The 18671-nt window shown below is 36.8% G+C and carries 18 protein-coding genes and 1 pseudogene; 13 read left to right on the top strand and 6 right to left on the bottom strand.

Annotated elements, in window-relative coordinates:
• Window positions 1-217: 217 nt before the first annotated feature.
• The 4 genes from ACOI1C_RS00470 to ACOI1C_RS00455 all read right to left on the bottom strand — a co-directional run bounded on the left by ACOI1C_RS00470 (window position 218) and on the right by ACOI1C_RS00455 (window position 3865).
• Window positions 218-1477: a two-component system sensor histidine kinase NtrB gene (locus ACOI1C_RS00470; protein WP_422506900.1), complete on the bottom strand. Its 1260-nt coding sequence runs from the start codon at window positions 1475-1477 to the stop codon at window positions 218-220.
• Window positions 1478-1578: 101 nt separating this feature from the next.
• On the bottom strand, window positions 1579-1824 hold the full coding sequence (locus ACOI1C_RS00465; protein ID WP_422506898.1) for a DNA alkylation repair protein: 246 nt from the start codon (window positions 1822-1824) through the stop codon (window positions 1579-1581).
• A gap of 86 nt (window positions 1825-1910) precedes the next feature.
• Window positions 1911-2198 carry a hypothetical protein gene (locus tag ACOI1C_RS00460; RefSeq protein WP_422506896.1) on the bottom strand — a complete coding sequence of 96 codons (288 nt, stop codon included), beginning with the start codon at window positions 2196-2198 and terminating at the stop codon, window positions 1911-1913.
• Between the two features lie 338 nt (window positions 2199-2536).
• Complete coding sequence (locus ACOI1C_RS00455; RefSeq protein WP_422506894.1) at window positions 2537-3865, bottom strand: YheC/YheD family protein; 1329 nt, start codon at window positions 3863-3865, stop codon at window positions 2537-2539.
• Window positions 3866-4053: 188 nt separating this feature from the next.
• Between ACOI1C_RS00455 and ACOI1C_RS00450 the strand changes: the two genes are divergently transcribed.
• Both ACOI1C_RS00450 and helD read left to right on the top strand, forming a co-directional pair.
• Window positions 4054-4482, top strand: a complete 429-nt coding sequence (locus tag ACOI1C_RS00450; protein WP_422507602.1) for a CHRD domain-containing protein — start codon at window positions 4054-4056, stop codon at window positions 4480-4482.
• 212 nt (window positions 4483-4694) lie between these two features.
• A complete protein-coding gene (helD, locus tag ACOI1C_RS00445) occupies window positions 4695-7058 on the top strand; it encodes an RNA polymerase recycling motor HelD (protein WP_422506892.1) in 2364 nt (787 codons plus the stop codon).
• Window positions 7059-7081: 23 nt separating this feature from the next.
• On the opposite strand, the gene ACOI1C_RS00440 is transcribed toward helD, so the two are convergent.
• Complete coding sequence (locus ACOI1C_RS00440; protein ID WP_422506890.1) at window positions 7082-7999, bottom strand: CobW family GTP-binding protein; 918 nt, start codon at window positions 7997-7999, stop codon at window positions 7082-7084.
• Between the two features lie 256 nt (window positions 8000-8255).
• Between ACOI1C_RS00440 and ACOI1C_RS00435 the strand changes: the two genes are divergently transcribed.
• The 6 genes from ACOI1C_RS00435 to ACOI1C_RS00410 all read left to right on the top strand — a co-directional run bounded on the left by ACOI1C_RS00435 (window position 8256) and on the right by ACOI1C_RS00410 (window position 14550).
• Window positions 8256-9296 carry an LLM class flavin-dependent oxidoreductase gene (locus tag ACOI1C_RS00435; protein WP_422506888.1) on the top strand — a complete coding sequence of 347 codons (1041 nt, stop codon included), beginning with the start codon at window positions 8256-8258 and terminating at the stop codon, window positions 9294-9296.
• Window positions 9297-9324: 28 nt separating this feature from the next.
• Complete coding sequence (locus ACOI1C_RS00430) at window positions 9325-10281, top strand: ATP-grasp domain-containing protein (RefSeq protein ID WP_422506886.1); 957 nt, start codon at window positions 9325-9327, stop codon at window positions 10279-10281.
• A gap of 95 nt (window positions 10282-10376) precedes the next feature.
• A complete protein-coding gene (locus ACOI1C_RS00425) occupies window positions 10377-10946 on the top strand; it encodes a DNA-3-methyladenine glycosylase I (RefSeq protein WP_422506884.1) in 570 nt (189 codons plus the stop codon).
• A gap of 205 nt (window positions 10947-11151) precedes the next feature.
• A complete protein-coding gene (locus tag ACOI1C_RS00420) occupies window positions 11152-12357 on the top strand; it encodes a S1C family serine protease (RefSeq protein ID WP_422506882.1) in 1206 nt (401 codons plus the stop codon).
• A 91-nt stretch (window positions 12358-12448) separates the two neighbouring features.
• Window positions 12449-13129: a response regulator transcription factor gene (locus ACOI1C_RS00415; RefSeq protein ID WP_422506880.1), complete on the top strand. Its 681-nt coding sequence runs from the start codon at window positions 12449-12451 to the stop codon at window positions 13127-13129.
• Window positions 13126-14550 carry a sensor histidine kinase gene (locus ACOI1C_RS00410; protein ID WP_422506878.1) on the top strand — a complete coding sequence of 475 codons (1425 nt, stop codon included), beginning with the start codon at window positions 13126-13128 and terminating at the stop codon, window positions 14548-14550. The genes ACOI1C_RS00415 and ACOI1C_RS00410 overlap by 4 nt, the downstream gene beginning before the upstream one ends.
• Before the next feature lie 22 nt (window positions 14551-14572).
• Here ACOI1C_RS00410 and ACOI1C_RS00405 read toward each other — a convergent pair.
• A pseudogene (locus ACOI1C_RS00405) lies at window positions 14573-15049 on the bottom strand (spore coat protein).
• Window positions 15050-15257: 208 nt separating this feature from the next.
• Here ACOI1C_RS00405 and ACOI1C_RS00400 point away from each other — a divergent pair.
• From ACOI1C_RS00400 to moaD, 5 genes are read left to right on the top strand one after another with little or no spacing between them, the layout of a single operon-like run.
• Entirely contained in the window at window positions 15258-16106 is an 849-nt protein-coding gene (locus tag ACOI1C_RS00400) for a hypothetical protein (RefSeq protein ID WP_422506876.1), read from the top strand.
• 15 nt (window positions 16107-16121) lie between these two features.
• Entirely contained in the window at window positions 16122-17390 is a 1269-nt protein-coding gene (glp, locus tag ACOI1C_RS00395; RefSeq protein ID WP_422506874.1) for a gephyrin-like molybdotransferase Glp, read from the top strand.
• A complete protein-coding gene (gene mobB / locus ACOI1C_RS00390) occupies window positions 17381-17890 on the top strand; it encodes a molybdopterin-guanine dinucleotide biosynthesis protein B (RefSeq protein ID WP_422506872.1) in 510 nt (169 codons plus the stop codon). The genes glp and mobB overlap by 10 nt, the downstream gene beginning before the upstream one ends.
• A gap of 6 nt (window positions 17891-17896) precedes the next feature.
• A complete protein-coding gene (locus tag ACOI1C_RS00385) occupies window positions 17897-18364 on the top strand; it encodes a molybdenum cofactor biosynthesis protein MoaE (protein ID WP_422506870.1) in 468 nt (155 codons plus the stop codon).
• Window positions 18357-18590 carry a molybdopterin converting factor subunit 1 gene (moaD, locus tag ACOI1C_RS00380; protein WP_422506868.1) on the top strand — a complete coding sequence of 78 codons (234 nt, stop codon included), beginning with the start codon at window positions 18357-18359 and terminating at the stop codon, window positions 18588-18590. Before ACOI1C_RS00385 ends, moaD begins: the two co-directional genes overlap by 8 nt.
• The last annotated feature ends 81 nt before the right edge of the window (window positions 18591-18671 follow it).

Genomic DNA, 18671 nt, shown 5'->3' with positions numbered 1-18671 from the left:
TACTCTCAATATAAAATACTACTATTGTAAAAGTTTTATATATTTTTTTCTTAGCTGCTAAAACTGGGTGAAGCTGATTATTGAATTTTAACTCCCAGAATAGTAAACCATTCTGGGGGGATAGGGGGGAAGATTATTCCGGGAAGGGCGGCCTTTGCACGAAACCCTTAAACAAATCCAAATAATTAGATAGAGATAAAGATAAATAAAACGACTATTAGAATGGCGCTTTACGTTTTATGTAGGGAAGTTGGATGTAAAAGGCTGTACCTGTTTGACTACTTCTTACTGAAATGGTACCTCCATGATTTTCGACCATTTTTCTTGAGACAGACAAACCAAGTCCTGTTCCTTCATCCTTAGTCGTGAAAAAGGGCTCAAATACATGCTCTAAGTCAGAGGGACTAATCCCTGTACCATTATCTCGGAAGATAATTTGAACACGCTGTTGGATGAGCTTTGTTTCGATAGTCAGCATCAAGTGTTTTTTACTCTTTGCGTCTAATGCATTTCTATATAAATTAATAAATATTTGTAATATTTCGGATGTATTGATTGAGATGTAACAGTTGTCAACCTCAACTGAACAGATAAAATCAATATCTACATTATGAAGAAATGCTTCACTTCTTAAGAAAGCACCTAAATCATCACAAATATAAGTATTTGTATTCACGAGTTCGAATTTAGTATCGGATGGTTTAGCAATCGTTAAGAAATCAGTGATAATCTTATTGGCACGATCGAGTTCTGGGATTAATAAGGATGTGACTAGTTTTGAAATTTCAGGAGAAAACTTATCGGTTAAGAATTGTAGGTATCCTCTTACTGTTGTCAACGGATTTCGAATTTCGTGGGCTATACCTGCTGCGATCCTTCCGGCAAGGGCCTGTTTCTCTGCTTCCTTAACCATATTAAGAAATTGAAAAGAACCTAAAACCCTTTTGACTTTTCCGTTCCGATCATAATAGATGCGTGTATTATTAACACCGTAATTTGTATCAAGTACCTCGCGATTGAAAATAGGTTTTTCAGAGGATAACGTTTCTAAAAGCATGATTAAATCATCAGGAAGGTGCAGTAATTCTCTTATGTGACAACCAATGATGGAATCTCTGTCTACATTTAAATCTTCTGCAGCTTTTTGATTGCATAATGTTATAAGTCCTTGATCATCTATAAATACAATATGATGAGGGATTGTATCAAATATGGGGGTAATAAATTGTTCAATTTCTTCAAATGGAATATCTTTTTCAATCGACAAGTCGCTCACAAGTGTAGAAGGGATGTCCTCCTTTATAAGTGAAGAAACAATAGGGTATGTTTGTCTTGAATCATTATGTATTTTTAAACCACGCTTGAAATCTTTATAACAAAATGAAAACGGTAATTGGGAAAGAAGTTCACGATAGGCTTGAATTTCTTCCTCTAATTCTTCCAATATAATATCTCGAGTTACATTTGTTTCCTTCATGCATGTTCCCCTTTATCTATTTACTTGACTATCCATATTACTATACCATAAGGAAATGGTACCTTGAAGAAATAAAATAGGCTAAGAGTCATACTCTTAGCCTATTTTCCATATTGGGCTCGTTTAATAAACGTATTTTCTTCCTCTATTAATCCACAGGTGCCACATTGGACTCTTTTTGAAGGTCCACGATATGGTAGATGAAATGGATCAAGTGTCTCGTTTGTAAATTGCTGGGTAACTTCTCCTGAGTTGGGATCTATTTTAACAGAAGTAGCTATTTGTTCAATTACATTAAAACGTGAGCGGTTTGTTTTGCAATTCGGGCATAAATAGGGTTGTGTCAAAGAAATTTACACCTCCTACAATGTATCTTTACCAATTATTAATTGATTATACAGATAAGGAGATTTACTCTTTCAATTACAAGGATTTACTCCTTATGGGTCATCTCACCAGTTTTTTCATCAAAAAATATAATGACTCCGTTTGTGAATTCAATCCTCCAAAGAGAATCGGTTTGATGCTGGAGGACAGATTGCACTTCCGTTGACCCAGATATTTTCGCATAAACTTCTGCCTTTTTTACAACTTCATCTAGCTCTTCTAATAATTGTGCTTCATTAGTTGTCGGTTCCGACTTGCTCAGATTCCGGTCAATAAATGAGCAAGCACAAAGAAAAATAAAAATTAATAGAATTAAGATCCTTTTCTTCTTCAAATTGAATACCTCCTAAAGGACGTACAAGCTTCTGTACTCTAGATTATTCATGAAAAAGAAAAAGTATAACTCAAACGTAAGATATATCTTTCATTTAGGCTTTTTTCGTAAAATTTGTTGCTGTTAACTAAAAAGAGGATGGGTTGTTTGTAGCGAGTGTTGCTCGCTTTTCGCGGGGCGGGAGGTTAGCCTCCACGGCGAACTGCGCCAAACGTTGAGTCTCACCTATCCTGCTACTCTAAGCAGGAGTCTGGCACCTTTTTCTCCAATCAACTTATTTATCATTGGGTTGCTTTCACAGAACCCTCTTTAAAGTCTCGACGTTTAGACAAGAGCCATCATTTGAAACCAGCAAGTGTCTTAGCGTAGGCAAGTGGTGTGGTTGAAATTCTTGTTAGTAACTCTATTTCATTTAATTTATTTAAGCTTTGGGTCTGATAGATTCGATTGTTGATTTCAAGTATATAGGGAGATCTGTCACTGTCTAAAATAACATCAATAGCCACATCTCCATAATGACCTAATTTCTGATTAATTAAATCACAAACATAGCGACATTTTAAAGCGGTAGTGTTTATAATTTCTGTAGCTTCGACCTCATTTACATTAAAGAGGAGTTGAATAGCCTTTGATCCTGATAAGACCTGAGATAAGTACTTATAGTTTGTAACAATGCTATCTTCATGTGCGATTCTTCCGACAACACCTTGACAAACCCAATTTGCATTTTGATCTTTTTGAAAATAAAACCTAAAATCCACTTTATGTTTTTCGTATCTTGCATCTATTCCTTGTTGTAGAATATATCCAAATCTGTTGTTTAGATAATTCGTTGTAAATATAGTAATTTCTTCTAAATTATGACAAACAATTCTTGTTCCATCATTGGTAATGAAGGTGGTAGTATCCCCTGATTTTTTAGCAACTATGATTCCTTTTCCTTGCATCCCTCTTATTGGTTTTATATAGACATGTTTATGCATATTTATCATCTCTATTAAAACTTCAATTCCACTATATGGAATACTGTCTGGAACATAACTACGCGCCAATTCATCACTTGAACAAACCTTCCAAAGCTGAGCTTTGTCAAAGTGTTTTGTATTGAAAACCCGTTTTCCTAAAACTGAAACAAGACTTTCACTCATCTTCTCTGTTAATCTTATGCGATTATATAAGGAATCAGGGAAGGGGAAGATTCCTTCGATCCACTTTTCTTTTTCCTTATTTTTACCCGGAATATAATAATGTCCTTTTATTATCTGTTTTTCATGATCAATACCTGCTTGTGAAAATACATAAATTAAACCATTTAAATGTTGGTACTCATTTAGTCTCATCTTAAGTCTCTTAAGACGTTTTTTAGATAAAGTTTTATCTGGGTGTTTGCTGAGTAGAATACCGATAAGTGGACCTAGGTGTAGAATATTATCTAAGAATGTCACTTCATAGCTTAAAGAAATAGGTAAATCAAATGGTATCAAGTTCTCAGGTATACCTATCTCATTCGAAGCTAAAAATAATGAAATTTCTATCGGGATTTCTATTGACCAATTGCCGACTTTTAATCTAATAGAAGTAGAATCACTTTGGTAATTTTCCATAAAATCTTTTGACACAAGAATGCTTTCACCATATTTATAATAGAAAATAGTCGCTTTTTTCATCTGAATCACCCTTATATTTATAGGTTTACAGCTTTATCTTATTCACCATTTTGACTTTCTGATTGGACATTTACCAATATCCTGAGTCTTAATTTCATAGGAGTTGTCTATTGATTGCTAAATGCTATTGCCTTTTTTTTATGCTTGGTCATTAATCCCCTACCTCCTTTAATCATGTTGAATAACATATACATAAAAGGAAAGGGGATAAGAGCAATGGAACGATTCTTTGCGAGACTACTGGGCGAAAAGGTCTTACCGCCGGTAGAAACAACAGCATTTGGTACTGCCAGAACATACGATACTTATTAGAAGTAAAGGATATTCAACATCTCATACAAGCTACTATTCATTATGGGAGAAAAGAAGCAACTGGGCCCATTTTGTTTTTTATGTTTGGTAGCAATAATTCAACCTTACTAAAAGGAATATCAACTAAAAAGGGAATTGTGACAGGAAAGATTACGAACGCAGATTTAGAAGTAAATGAACTAGGAATTCAGTCTATTCAAGATTTAGTGAAGGCAATTGAAAACGGAGAAACGTATATAAATATAATCACCGAGCAAAACCCAGATGGTGAGCTCCGTGGTCAAATTGAATTGTTAACATGGTAAAAGTCCTAACTGAATATACTATAGAAATCAAAAAAAGGACACAATAGTGTCCTTTTACATGTGTATTGAAAACAAATAGAAACCATGATAAGATGAAAATTGAATAATTAAGATACAAGTATATAAATTAAGATTTACCCAATAATATCATATCATAATTTAACTATTTATGTCAATCTGTTGATCAGAAATTTGGGGCTAGGAGTGGTGTAATGAGTATATCTCCTGAAGAATGGCAAAAAGAAGAAGAACGAGTCGAAGAAGTCGTGCTTGCGGTTAAAAAGAAATTAAATAGTATGCATCAACACTTAACTAGTTTAAAAACGGATATTATCGATATAAGAAAGAATTTTTGGGAAGATGTTCGAGTTAACGTTGATGAGCCGCATGAATTGATCGAAACCTTTACCACGATTAAACAGCAGGCAGAATTTTTATCAGAGCGTGAACGGAGCCATGGACACGGGAACTATCTACAAACAAGACTTACGAAGCTCAAGCAGTCGCCCTATTTTGGACGGATTGACTTCCTATTCGAGGGAGAACAAAAATCAGAGTCGGTTTATTTAGGGATTGCCTCGTTTTTAAATGAAAAGGATGAATTCTTAATATATGACTGGAGAGCACCCATCTCAAGTCTATATTACGATTCCCTACCTGGGCCAGCAAAGTACAAGACACCTTCGGGTATCGTGTTTGGTAGCTTGGCATTAAAAAGACAATTTATTATAAAAAATGGATTGATTGAAGGGATGTTTGATACTGGATTAGCTATAGGTGACGAATTGCTGCGAGAAGTCCTTGGTCAGCACTCTGACTCTCAAATGAGAACGATTGTATCAACCATTCAAAAAGAACAGAATAGTATTATTCGTAATGAGTCTAGTAAATTCCTGGTTGTGCAAGGTGCTGCCGGTAGTGGTAAAACCTCTGCGGCTTTGCAAAGAGTGGCCTATTTGTTATATCGTTACCGCGAAACTCTAGACGCAGAAAATATCCTATTATTTTCTCCAAATCAACTGTTTAAACAATATATTTCCTCTGTCTTACCAGAGCTTGGTGAGAAGAATATGATGCAAACTACTTTTCATGACTTCCTTCATAACAAAGTAGGGGGGCAGATGGAGATAGAGGATCCGTTTACACAAATGGAGTATACATTAAGTTCTACGGATGAAGAAGGATATAAGGAGAAAATAAAAGGGATACAATTTAAGTCATCTAATTCCTTTTTAGAGTTGCTACAGCATTATATAAAGTTGCTAGGGAATGAAGGATTGTTATTTCATGACATTCAACTAAAGGGTCGTATTCTTATTTCTTCAAAGTCTATACAGGAGAAATTTTATGAATATGATTCTTCGCTTCCAATTTCAAATCGATTGAAGCTCCTAACCGACCATTTGCTTCAGGAATTGAAGGATTTAGCCAAGAAGGAAATCAAGGAGAAGTGGGTCGAAGACGAGATCCAATACTTAGATAAAGAAACCTATTTAAAAGCTTATCAAAATTTACAACAAAAAAATAAAAAACAGTTTTCAGACGAGGCATTTAATGATTTGGCACTTGAACAAAGGTTTCTCTCAAAGCTAGTCGTAAAAGTACATTTTAGACCCATTATCAAAATTGTGAGAAGTCTTCGTTACATTGATTTGTTTGCTATCTATATCGGCTTATTTACTAATTCATCGTGTCAACAGCTAGTGGAATCTTTAGGGGTAAACTTAGATGAATGGAAGAGCATCTGCCTAAATACCATTCAAACAATCGAACAAGGTACAGTCAACTACGAAGATGCCACACCATTTGTTTATTTAAAAGAACAAATGGAAGGGTTGCATAAAAACACTTCCGTTCGCCATGTTTTTGTTGATGAAGCACAGGACTATTCAGTTCTTCAGTTAGAGCTACTGACCCTGTTATTTCCTAAAAGCCGATTCACTCTGTTAGGTGATTTGAATCAAGCTATTTTTATCCATACAACTCATGGTTCACCCTTCCATTCTTTTTCTTCAAACAATGTCTCATCAACGGAAATCATAAAATTAACGAGAAGCTATCGTTCTACAAGACCCATTGTTGAATTTACAAGAGAGCTAGTAGTAGGTGGAGACCCAATCATACCATTTAATCGTAAGGGTAATTTACCAATTATTACCGAAGCGAAGGATAAAGTGAGCTTACACCAAACACTCAGCTACCAAATTCAATCACTTAGTGAGATAGGTACGACGAATGTAGCGGTGATTTGTAAAACCTACGCGGAAAGCCAGCATGCATTTGAACTTCTAAAGGATACGTTTCCTATTCGACTCTTAAAGAAGGAAAGCTCAATATTCGAACCAGGTCTAGTCGTGATTCCGTCTTATTTAGCAAAAGGGATAGAATTTGATGCTGTCATTATTTATGATGCTTCAGTATATAGAAGAGAAAGTGAAAGAAACCTATTTTATACGGCCTGTACACGTGCCATGCATGAGCTATATGTGAATTATGTCGGTGAAATGAGCCCGTTTTTAACGAGTGTGAACGATAATTTATATGAAAAAAATAGCAAAAAGCCAGCTCCTATTTGAGGAGTCTGGCTTTTCTTTTTACCCTAATTTGTGGATTCTAGTTTTGAGAGAACCTGTTTGATTTCCTCAACAGGTAAATTTTCACCAATAAAGACTAGATTTGTTGGGATTTTAATAAGCTCCTTCATATAAAAGGGCATCCCATATGAGTATTGAAATAAATAGAGTGATTCAGAGTGTGTAAAACGAATATATCCTTTTATACGGTAGATGTTGTCAGGCATAATTCGTAGCCAGTTTTCGAAATCGTCAAAATCAATAGAGTTTGAAAACTTGTATACAAATGTTTTCAAGTGAAGCTGTTGATGTACATGGGCTTTTTTATGACTTTCTTGCTCCTTGCGCTGGCTTACTTGAATATCCTGTATCTTTACCATAGCGAATGTTGTAAGAATAAGCTTTCCGAATCGATTGATTTGCTGGATTTCAAAAGTAATTTGACCTTGAATTGCTTCAGAGAGTTCATCTACTTTATTTAATAAGATGACATCCGCATGCTTTACTTGTTCAATTAGTAAAGATTGTAACTGTGGACTTAATAGCTTCCGATCACGCCAACGTTTTGCATCTATTAAACTTATGACGGCTTCCACATTAAGTTTTTCCACTAGAATCGGAGACATGCAAGCATCTACTACTTCTATGGGATGGGCGACACCAGTTGTCTCAAGGTAGATCACATCTAGGTCATGTAGTGTGACCAATTCCTGAAGTTGTGACTCCAATTGACCTTGTATCGTGCAACAAACACATCCATTCAGTAGCTCTTTTAGAGGTATTTCATCGTCAACAGCATGGGAGTCAATGGAAATTTCGCCGAGTTCGTTCATTAAAACAGCAACTCGTTTGCCTAATTCTTTTTCTTGTTGTAAAAGGTTGCGTAATAAAGTGGTTTTTCCAGCTCCTAAAAAGCCGGAGAGAATATAAATTGGTATTTTCATTTTAATACTCCTAAATGTGTGGATAGTTATTCATTAATAGTAGAAAAAAACGAGAGAGATAGCAAGGTTAAATATAAGGCAAGTATTATTGAGAGCGCATTTTTTAATGAATTTGTCCAATTGTCTAATCCTGAGTTTTATGGTATGTTTACTAAGGATTAACAAATTATATTTTTAAACTGGCTTTATTCTAGATGAATGAGTATCTACATAAAGAGACAATAGAAGGATTTTTGGGAAAAGGGGAGAATTTTTGATGAAATACGGATTTTGGTTACCGATATTCGGCGGTTGGTTGCGAAATGTTGACAATGAACAAATGCCACCAACTTTTAATTATGCAAAAAAAGTCACACAAGCAGCTGAAAAATGGGGTTATGATACAACATTAATTGCTGAATTATACTTGAATGATATTAAGGGGCCAGAACACGACTCATTAGAGGCATGGACTACGGCTGCGGCATTAGCTGCCGTTACAGACAAGATTGAGATTATGACAGCAGTTCGTCCGGGCTTTCACAATCCAGCAGTGGCTGCTAAAATGGCAGCTAATATTGATGTGCTAAGTAATGGCAGATTTACTTTAAATGTCGTTTCCGCTTGGTGGGAGGAAGAAGCTCGTCAGTACAACGGAATCTTTACTGAGCACGATGAACGTTATGATCGAACGAAAGAATTTATAGATGTACTAAAAGGCCTTTGGACAGAAGACACCTTCAGTTATAAAGGAAAGTATTACGATATCCAAGAGGCAAGACTTCATCCGAAGCCAGTTCAGCGACCGAATCCTATTCTTTATGCCGGTGGGGAAAGCGAAAGAGGTAAGCAAACAATTGTTGAAACCTGTGATTCCTATGTAATGCACGGTGGAAGTGTAGAAGAAGTAGCCCGAAAGATCGAAGAAATGAAAACACGCAGGCAAGAAGTGGGACTTTCTGATTTTGGTGCATTTGGAATGGCCGCTTATGTTATTTGTCGTGATACAGAGGAAGAAGCTCAAGCTGAGCTCGATCGTATTACAGATGTAAAAGAAAGTAGCGCTTACGCGGGGTTTAAGGATTTTACAACGAAATCTCAACTTGAACAGAAAATCGATCTACAGGATTATTCGGTTTCAAATCGTGGTTTACGTCCTGGATTGATTGGAACACCTGAACAAATCGCAGATCGCATTATTGAATTCGAACAGGCTGGTTTAACTTTATTGTTGCTTCAATTCTCTCCGCAACTAGAAGAAATGGAACGATTCGCTAAACAAGTGATGCCAATTGTGGAAAAAAAGAGAAAACACTAAATTACTGAGATAGGTAGGTATGCAAAAAATGGAGAAAATCTATATCATTCACGAAAACAATGAATGGACAGTTCATTTAACAAAACGTTTAGAAGAGCTAGGGCTACCGTATGAAGAATATCATATGGGTGAAGGAATGGTTGATTTAAGCACAATTCCTCCCCAAGGCGTATTTTATAATCGGATGAGTGCTTCTTCTCACTCAAGAGGTCATCGCTATGCTCCGGAGATTACATTTGGATTATTAGCATGGCTAGAGAGACATGATCGAAAAGTCCTTAATGGAAGTCGCGCCCTCCAGCTTGAGCTAAGCAAGGTACTTCAGTATATGGCTCTTAATCAAGCGGGTATTTGCACACCAAAAACGATTGCCGCAACAGGAAGTGAACAACTAATTGAAGCACTAAAAGCCTTTGATGGAAAACAGATTATTACAAAACATAATCGCGCAGGTAAAGGTCTAGGCGTCCAATTGTTTGATAATTTTTATAGCGCACGAGATTATGTACTAGGTGAACAATTTGAGGAGCCAGTTGACGGAATTACACTCGTTCAAGAGTATATCCAATCACCCGATTCTTCCATAACGCGATGTGAGTTTGTAGATGGTAAATTCCATTATGCTGTTCGAGTCGATACATCTGGTGGGTTTGAGCTTTGTCCAGCTGAGGCTTGCCAAATTGGTGATTTATTTTGTCCAGTCGGTGAAGTAAAAGAAGAGAAACCGATGTTTGAAATCATCGAAGGATTTAATGATCCTATTATCGGTTTGTATGAACAATTTCTTATTGAGAATCATATACAGGTTGCTGGAATAGAGTTTGTTCGAAACAGTGAAGGTGAAATTTTCACATACGATGTGAACACGAATACAAACTACAACCCCGACGCTGAAGAAAAAGCAGGAAAGTTTGGAATGCTTGAGCTTGCTAAATTTTTAGGGAAAGAACTAGATCAAGTAAGATCTAGTTTAGCATTATCATAAAATCAAGACTTACTTCATATTTGAAGTAAGTCTTCTTTATTTTTTGCGGGAAAAGCACTACTATTAATCTAAATGAGTTTTTTTAAGGAGGTAACATGGAGAGATGTGGTTGGGTGACAGAGGATCCATTATATAAAGACTATCATGATCATGAATGGGGAGTGCCTGTTTATGAGGATAGGCTATTATTCGAGTACTTAAATTTAGAGGGTGCTCAAGCCGGATTAAGTTGGTTGACGATTTTAAAGAAGCGGGAGAATTATCGAGTGGCGTTTGATGGGTTTGACCCTATGATTATTGTAAACTACGATGAAAACAAAATAGCTGAGCTTTTACATAATGGAGGTATTGTTCGAAATCGATTAAAGGTAAATGCAGTTGTTACAAATGCTGTTGCTTATTTTGCCGTCGTTGCCGAGTTTGGATCATTTAGGGAATACATTTGGTCATTTGTTGGGGGCAAACCCATAAACAATCATTTCAACAATCTGTCTGAGGTACCTGTTTCAACAGGGGTAAGTGATGCTATGAGTAAGGATTTGAAGAAACGCGGGTTTAAATTTGTGGGAAGTACTATTTGTTATGCCTATATGCAGGCTGTTGGAATGGTTAATGATCATATTGTAACGTGTGGGTGTTATAGAGAAGATTCAATCTCGATTTAGACCCGCATATAAGTAATATTCCGTTTTGCTCTTCTCGTAAAAAGAGAGTTTATCCTTTAAAAAGTTGTTGGTAAAAAACAAACTTGACAAACTAACGGAAATTTCTTCAATTTCTCATCAAACTTTAATCTTTTTATTAGGTTTCTTTAAACTACAAGAGGTACATTATGTATAACAAAGAAACTAAAAAAGGAGTTTTGAATAAATGGGATACTATGATGAACATGCATATACAAGAACATCGACCAGGAAGAGCAGTTTTCCTAAGACCTTTGTATCAACTGTTATTGGAGGTTGTTTAGGAGCCGCTATCACTTTAGTCGCGGTGTCTCCGACAATGAATGTACTATCAAATCAAAATGTGGCACCTCAAACAAACGTACAGGCAATCACTGCTTCTACTCAAAATGTAAGTTTAAATGTAGAAACGCAGATGACTAAAGCGATTGAAAAGGCAAGTGGAGCGGTAGTTGGAATTATCAATATTCAAAATAATCGGATGCTAGAACCTGACAAAGAAGCGGGAACCGGATCAGGGGTCATATATAAGAAGGCAAACGGTAAAGCCTATGTAGTGACCAATGCTCATGTTGTAAGCGGTGCAAGCAAAATTGAAATTAGCCTAGAGGATGGTACTCGTTTAGAAGGAGTGTTACGTGGTCAAGACATTTTTATGGATCTAGCTGTTATTGAAATTGATGGTTCGAGGGTGGAGCATGTAGCAACCTTGGCATCATCTGAATCAATTAAACTTGGAGAGCCGGTTATTGCGATTGGAAATCCACTAGGGTTAGAATTTTCAGGATCTGTCACGCAAGGAATTGTTAGTGGTCTGAACCGGTCCATTCCCATTGATTTAGATCAAGACGGAGTGGCAGATTGGGAAGCGGACGTGCTTCAAACGGACGCTGCCATTAATCCTGGGAATAGTGGTGGTGCTCTTGTCAATGTAAATGGAGATGTTATAGGGATTAATTCTATGAAAGTAAATCAAACATCCGTAGAAGGAATTGGGTTTTCCATTCCCATGTCAATTGCACAACCGATTATTGAGAGTCTAGAACTTCATGGAAAAGTGAAGAGACCCTTTCTAGGTGTGACGAGTGGTTCCCTAGCGGATGTTGCAAGCTATCACTGGCAGAATACCTTCCGATTACCTCAAGGAATAACGGAGGGTGTGTATATTCAAAAAGTGGGTCCAGGTTCCCCTGCACAAGTCGCTGGCTTACAAGAGATGGATGTCATCACTGAGTTTGATGGGGAGAAAGTAAAAACAGTCGTCGAGCTTCGAAAGTACTTATATCAAAAGAAACAAGTAGGAGAGACACTAAATGTTACCTACTACCGCAATGGTGAAAAGCAAGAAACAACGATACCCTTAATCGAAACACCGAGTGATCAATCCCAATAAAGAGAGTGAGCTATCTAACAATTGGTAGCTCTTTTTTCTAAAAAAATTTTACAGATAGATGAAATTTTTAAGAGTAGGGGTGGAGGTCAGGATGAAAAAAATCTTAATCATAGAAGACGAGAAAAATATTACTCGCTTCCTTGAACTGGAGCTTAAGCATGAGGGGTATGAAGTAAAGACAGCTGATAATGGTCGTTCAGGATTAGATATGGCCCTGATTGAAGACTGGGATTGCATCTTATTAGATTTAATGCTTCCACAATTAAACGGAGTAGAGGTTTGCCGGAGAATACGATCTACTAAATCAACTCCCATCATCATGATCACGGCTCGCGATAGTATAATGGATCGGGTGTCTGGTTTAGATAGCGGAGCCGATGATTATATAGCCAAACCCTTCGCAATAGAAGAATTACTTGCTCGAATTCGCTCTTTATTAAGAAGGACTCATACTGATGTTACAGAAAATGTTGGTATTATCCTTACCTATCGCAACCTTTCACTTGAAGTACAAGCGAGACAGGTAAAAAAGAACGGACAAATTATTGATTTGACAAAGAGAGAATATGAACTTCTTTATGTGCTTCTGCAGAATCAAAACATTGTATTAAGCCGTGAAGCATTATTGAATAAAGTTTGGGGATATGAAAGCGAAGTAGAAACGAATATCGTCGATGTGTATATCAGGTACTTACGGAATAAAATAGATGGTGATGAGCTGGAAAGCTATATCCAAACGGTTCGTGGAACAGGATATGTGATTCGAACATGAATAAACTCATTCGATTTTTTAGAACCGTCCCTTTAAAGTGGAGACTTACTTTTTCATCATCTATCTTAATTTTTATTACCTTCCTCTTATTTAGCTTCGTCCAATATGAATTACTATACAACTGGTTATTATCTGAGGAAAAGGAAGCCGTGCAAAAAACGAAAGGGGAAGTGGCTGCCTATTATGAGCAAGCGAATCGCCCTTTTCAAGATATTAATCTAAGAGACATGGAAACCATTCTATTAAAGCTTAATGATAAACATCAAGTGATTCGGATATTGGATATTAATCAAAACTTAGTGATTTCAGCGTCCAATGAGTTTCCAAAGAAGCTGTCACCAGCGAGGTATCCAACAAGAGAAGGCATCGAAGAATTCCAACACGAGGGTGAAAACTACTTAGTTTCTTGGGAGCATATTAATACGAGATCCTTTCAAGGAACCGTTGAAGTGGTTCGGACTCTTACTTCCTTTCACGAGGTTACCAACATCATTTTACTCATTACGATTGGTTTTGCGGCTGCAACAATTGTTATAAGCCTATTAAGCGGGATCATTATTTCAAGACAGTATATTAGCCCTATAAAAGACCTTAATGACGCAATAACTAAAATTAAGGATGAAGGATTTCAAACACGAGTGAAGGAATCACAGCGGCAAGATGAGTTTACGGAGCTCACCAAGATCTTTAATGAAATGATGGATCGTGTTGAGGAAACGATACAACAGCAAAAACAATTCGTTGAAGATGCGTCCCACGAACTTCGTACTCCAATTACAGTAATTGATGGGCATTTAGCTCTACTCAATCGATGGGGCAAGAATGATCCAGAAGTGTTGGAGGAGTCATTAGCTGCTTGTACAACTGAAGCAGCTAGGCTGAGGAAACTGGTATCAGAGCTATTGAATTTATCAAGAACAGAGACCATTGACGTTTCAGGTGCTAGACATTTCTCTGTTCTGGAAACCATTACGCAGGTGACCAAAAGCTTCTCCGTTTTATATCCCGAGTTCTCCATTCCATTTAATGACAGAACAACTGGAAACACCCAAGTATTTATGACCGTGCATCATCTAGAACAAATCATACTCATTCTTTTAGATAATGCCATCAAATATTCACTTGATAAAAAGCACATTACTATAAATGCACATAATGAAGACAACTACTTATATATAGAAGTAAAGGACCAAGGAATAGGCATACCAAAAAAGGATATAGAGAAAGTCTTTCATCGTTTTTACCGAGTGGACAAAGCAAGAAGTCGTGAAAATGGTGGGACCGGTTTAGGCCTATCGATTGCGAAGAGATTGGTAGAAACATATGGTGGAACAATATCTGTGCAAAGTGTAGAAAATAGTGGATCTACTTTTACAATTCAATTACCACTTTACAAAAAAGGTCTGACACAAAAAGATTGATTTTTGTGACAGACTAATTTTATTACATATTCATTGCCTTTTGGGCCAAATTAACATCATTTTCAAGTAATTTATTTAAATCATACGAAGGATAAAGTCCATTTTTGAGCTCATATAGAAAGATACGTTCAAGAGCCTTAATCATAAGGTTTAGCTGCTTAGTTAGAACGACTCTTAGTTCGGGCGAAGCTGTTTCTGTAATGGCCACGCTATAGTTTCTTACTCCTGATTTCGTAAAAGCAAGTAAGTCTCCTGCAAAAAAAGCTGTATCGATTCGATATTCGCTTGAATGTCCTGGCTTTGGTACGTATGGATAAAATTGTAATAAATCCTTCAAGATCATTTCTAGTTCTTTTATCGTTTGCATTTAGATCTTCTTTAACGCTTCATCCAGAATCTCCTTTATACCTCTTTTTAGCTTCATTAATCCAATTGAATTGAAAGCAGTAATTTCATGAAGTTCAAGTGTTTCATGCCATGCTAATGTTTTCTGTTCCACAGTTATTTCTCCCAATCTTTACTCACTTTACCATATGATCTGAAGAATGTTCCATTCAAGGAGATAGTTACTAGGATTATTCAAAAAAGAAGGGAAATCGCTAAATATGAAGTAGAGTGAGTTCGTTGAATAACAACTCACTCTATTTTTTTAGGGGATGATATTGTAAAATATTACTATATAAAAAAAGGTAACTAGAGAGGAAATTATGCACATATTTAATACTAAGATAATACTTCTTTTCATTGAGTTTCTATTTCTAATTCTAGCAATCTATAAGATTAGGAAAGCCGTTATTGCATATAGAAATCTTGACCCACGTTTGGGCTTCGATGAGAGAGTTGAACACCTTGTTGAAAAACTATTCAAAAACAGAATTATCCGTACCAATGTAAAAAGGGAAATCCTACTTTTCTATTATTTGTTTACTAGAAAAAAGAAGCTTGTAAATCATGAGGTTAAATCCTTTTCCTATGATCAAGATGTTTCATATGGTGGATTCACATTTGCAATAATTTTTGCATTGGTGTTGGAAGGGGTTGGAATCTCTTTCTTTTTACATAATTGGCAGCCAGTCATTGCATGGATTCATTTGGTTCTTAGTGTTTATGCTATTCTCTTTTTGATTGCTGATTATAAGGCAATTGTGAGGAATTCTATCATTATAGATGATTCTGAGGTAAAGATTAAAATTGGTTTTCGATCTAAGATATATGTAAATATTAAGAATATCAAACTCATACAAGACGGAAAAATAAACTTTGAACGTGATAAAAAGAGGAAGGATATGATCAATTTTACATTGCTACAGTTTGAAGAACCAAACTTTGAAATCATTCTTAAGGAACCAATTCTCTATTATGATGTACTTGGAAGGAAAACAATGGTAAGATGCATATATTTGTCGGTAGACAGTAAGAATCTATTTTTTTCAGGAAGTGAAGAAGGAATTGACACTTACAAGGAATACTTAAAAATTTCACTCCTTATAGAAGAAGTCAATCCTTCAACTATGAAAAAGTCCATTAATTATGGTAAAGTACGGATAGTCTATTAAAGAGGTGACCTAGAAATGGTCGAAAAACGTAAGCCTATTCCAGTGGGTGAAGCAGTTAAACGTATTATGAGCTTTGCTAAAGAAGGAATCCAAGAAAGTGTACCGATTCAACAAGCCTATGAGCGTAATCTTGCTGTTGACTTGGTCGCAACCCATCATGTTCCTCCTTTTGATCGTTCTCCTTACGATGGTTTCGCAATAAGAGCAGAAGATAGTAAGGATGCAGGTTTAACTCATCCTGTTACATTTGAAGTCATTGAAGAAATTGGAGCAGGTTCTGTAGCTAAGGAAAGAATAAAACCGTTCCAAGCCATTCGAATTATGACAGGTGCTCAGTTGCCTGAGGAATGTGATGCTGTTGTCATGCTAGAACTAGTTAAAGAAATGGAGCAAGACGGAAAAAACTACATAACCATTAAACGTGCATATCAACCTGGAGATAATATTTCCTTTGAAGGTGAAGATACGAAAAAAGGTACAGTTTTAGTTGCTAAGGGAACGAAGATTAATCCAGGTGTTCAAGCCTTGTTGGCCACCTTTGGATATGAGGCTGTGAAGGTTGTTAGTAAACCTGTAATTGGTGTCTTTGCAACAGGAACAGAACTGTTAGAAGTTAAGGAAGAACTGCAGCCGGGTAAAATACGGAATAGCAACTCTTATATGATATGTGCCCAAATTGAAAGAAGTGGTGGAATTCCGCAGTACTTTGGCGTGCTTCCAGACAAGCTTGATTATTGCTTTGAAAAGATAAGAAATTCATTAGATGAAGTAGACATGCTCATTACAACTGGGGGAGTTTCGGTTGGTGATTATGATTACTTGCCTGAAATATATGAGAAGCTTGGGGCAAAGGTGCTTTTTAATAAAGTCGCGATGAGACCTGGAAGTGTGACAACTGTTGCAGAGCTTGGGGGGAAGCTGCTTTTTGGCTTGTCTGGCAATCCCTCTGCTTGTTATGTTGGGTATGAGTTATTTACTAGACCTGTCGTAAAAACCTTGCTATTTAATAAGAAACCACATTTGGAAAAGGTGCAAGCATTCTTGGATGTCAATTATCCGAAGCCAAACCCATTTACCCGTTTTGTTCGTAGTCGTTTATCATTTTTGGATGGGAGACTTTCCGTTGCTCCGAGTGGCTTTGATAAATCGAATGCCGTTTCCTCTTTAGCCAGTGCGAATGCCCTAATGGTTCTGCCTGGCGGTACAAGAGGATTTGAAAAAGGTATGCTGGTGGATGTGCTTCTATTAGAAACAGAAAATGGAAGTGAATATTCTTGGGAATAAAGATTCCTGTGTTGCAGGTAGTAGGGTTTCAGAATAGCGGTAAGACTACTCTTGTATCGAAGTTGGTGGAGCGGGTAAGTAATACTGGATTATCAGTAGGGACGATTAAGCATCATGGGCATGGTGGGGAACCTTATTTTGGTGATAGCGGGAAAGACACAGAGAGACATAGACTTGCTGGAGCTTCAGTTGTTTGTGTGGAAGGTGCAGGATCCTTTCAGATAACGGCCCTGCATCATAAATGGGATCTAACGGAAACTCTTTCGCTATATCGTCATTTCGAATTAGATGTTGTTCTAATAGAAGGATATAAACAGGAAGATTACCCAAAAGTAGTCTTAGTAAGAGACTCTGCTGATTTGGAACTGCTAGATTCAGTAACCAATATTGTTTGTGTCATTTCAATCATACCAATCACTGAACCAATCGATTTTCCATTTTTTTTAAGATCAGAAGAAAGAGCATATATGACCTATTTAACGGAACAAATAAGGGGATAACATACGATGAAGTTATTTGAAATAGTAAGCGAACCAATTGATACTCAACAAATTATTGACAAAGTCGTGAGCCGAAACGCTGGAGCCATTACCACCTTTATCGGAACGGTGCGTGAATTAACTGCTGGGAAAAAGACCATGTATCTAGAGTACGAATCGTACATTCCAATGGCAGTGAAAAAGCTAGAGCAAGTTGGGGAAGAAATCTCTAAGAAATGGAAGGAATCAAAAGTTGCAATCACTCACCGAATAGGTCGGTTGGAGATAACAGATATAGCCGTTGTAATCGCGGTTTCTACTCCACACAGAAAAGATGCGTATGAAGCAAATGAGTATGCCATTGAGCGAATCAAAGAAATCGTCCCAATTTGGAAAAAAGAGCATTGGGAAGACGGAGAGAAGTGGATTGGCAACCAACTAGAAACAAAAGCCTATCCAAAAGGACACCCAGATGAGGAGGACATCCATGATTAACGTGTTATTATTTGCTCAGCTTAAGGATCAAGCTGGTACAGAGAAATTGACTATAGATAATGAAAAGCTGACAGTTAAGGAATTACTTGTAATTCTTGAAGAGAAATATGCTTTAAAAAGCTTAGACCATGTGATGGTTGCGATTAATGAGGAGTATTCAACAGAAGAGGACGTCATTTCCTCTGGAGATACAGTAGCATTGATTCCACCGGTTAGTGGTGGGTGAGGAATTTCAATATAGATTTGAATAAATCATAGAACTCGAGATTACGTTTAACAAAAAGCAGAGGAAAATACTTCCTCTGTT

The sequence above is a fragment of the Bacillus sp. DJP31 genome (assembly GCF_049310945.1).
Lineage (GTDB): Bacteria > Bacillota > Bacilli > Bacillales > SA4 > Bacillus_BS.
This window is presented reverse-complemented; position numbering and strand designations above follow the sequence as displayed.

What these genes read in the sequence shown, in the direction of transcription:
- ACOI1C_RS00470 (WP_422506900.1), bottom strand. Translation starts at nt 1,477, where the DNA reads ATGAAGGAAACAAATGTAACTCGAGATATTATATTGGAAGAATTAGAG.
- ACOI1C_RS00455 (WP_422506894.1), bottom strand. Translation starts at nt 3,865, where the DNA reads ATGAAAAAAGCGACTATTTTCTATTATAAATATGGTGAAAGCATTCTT.
- helD (WP_422506892.1), top strand. Translation starts at nt 4,695, where the DNA reads ATGAGTATATCTCCTGAAGAATGGCAAAAAGAAGAAGAACGAGTCGAA.
- ACOI1C_RS00440 (WP_422506890.1), bottom strand. Translation starts at nt 7,999, where the DNA reads ATGAAAATACCAATTTATATTCTCTCCGGCTTTTTAGGAGCTGGAAAA.
- ACOI1C_RS00435 (WP_422506888.1), top strand. Translation starts at nt 8,256, where the DNA reads ATGAAATACGGATTTTGGTTACCGATATTCGGCGGTTGGTTGCGAAAT.
- ACOI1C_RS00430 (WP_422506886.1), top strand. Translation starts at nt 9,325, where the DNA reads ATGGAGAAAATCTATATCATTCACGAAAACAATGAATGGACAGTTCAT.
- ACOI1C_RS00425 (WP_422506884.1), top strand. Translation starts at nt 10,377, where the DNA reads ATGGAGAGATGTGGTTGGGTGACAGAGGATCCATTATATAAAGACTAT.
- ACOI1C_RS00420 (WP_422506882.1), top strand. Translation starts at nt 11,152, where the DNA reads ATGGGATACTATGATGAACATGCATATACAAGAACATCGACCAGGAAG.
- ACOI1C_RS00415 (WP_422506880.1), top strand. Translation starts at nt 12,449, where the DNA reads ATGAAAAAAATCTTAATCATAGAAGACGAGAAAAATATTACTCGCTTC.
- ACOI1C_RS00410 (WP_422506878.1), top strand. Translation starts at nt 13,126, where the DNA reads ATGAATAAACTCATTCGATTTTTTAGAACCGTCCCTTTAAAGTGGAGA.
- ACOI1C_RS00400 (WP_422506876.1), top strand. Translation starts at nt 15,258, where the DNA reads ATGCACATATTTAATACTAAGATAATACTTCTTTTCATTGAGTTTCTA.
- glp (WP_422506874.1), top strand. Translation starts at nt 16,122, where the DNA reads ATGGTCGAAAAACGTAAGCCTATTCCAGTGGGTGAAGCAGTTAAACGT.
- ACOI1C_RS00385 (WP_422506870.1), top strand. Translation starts at nt 17,897, where the DNA reads ATGAAGTTATTTGAAATAGTAAGCGAACCAATTGATACTCAACAAATT.
- moaD (WP_422506868.1), top strand. Translation starts at nt 18,357, where the DNA reads ATGATTAACGTGTTATTATTTGCTCAGCTTAAGGATCAAGCTGGTACA.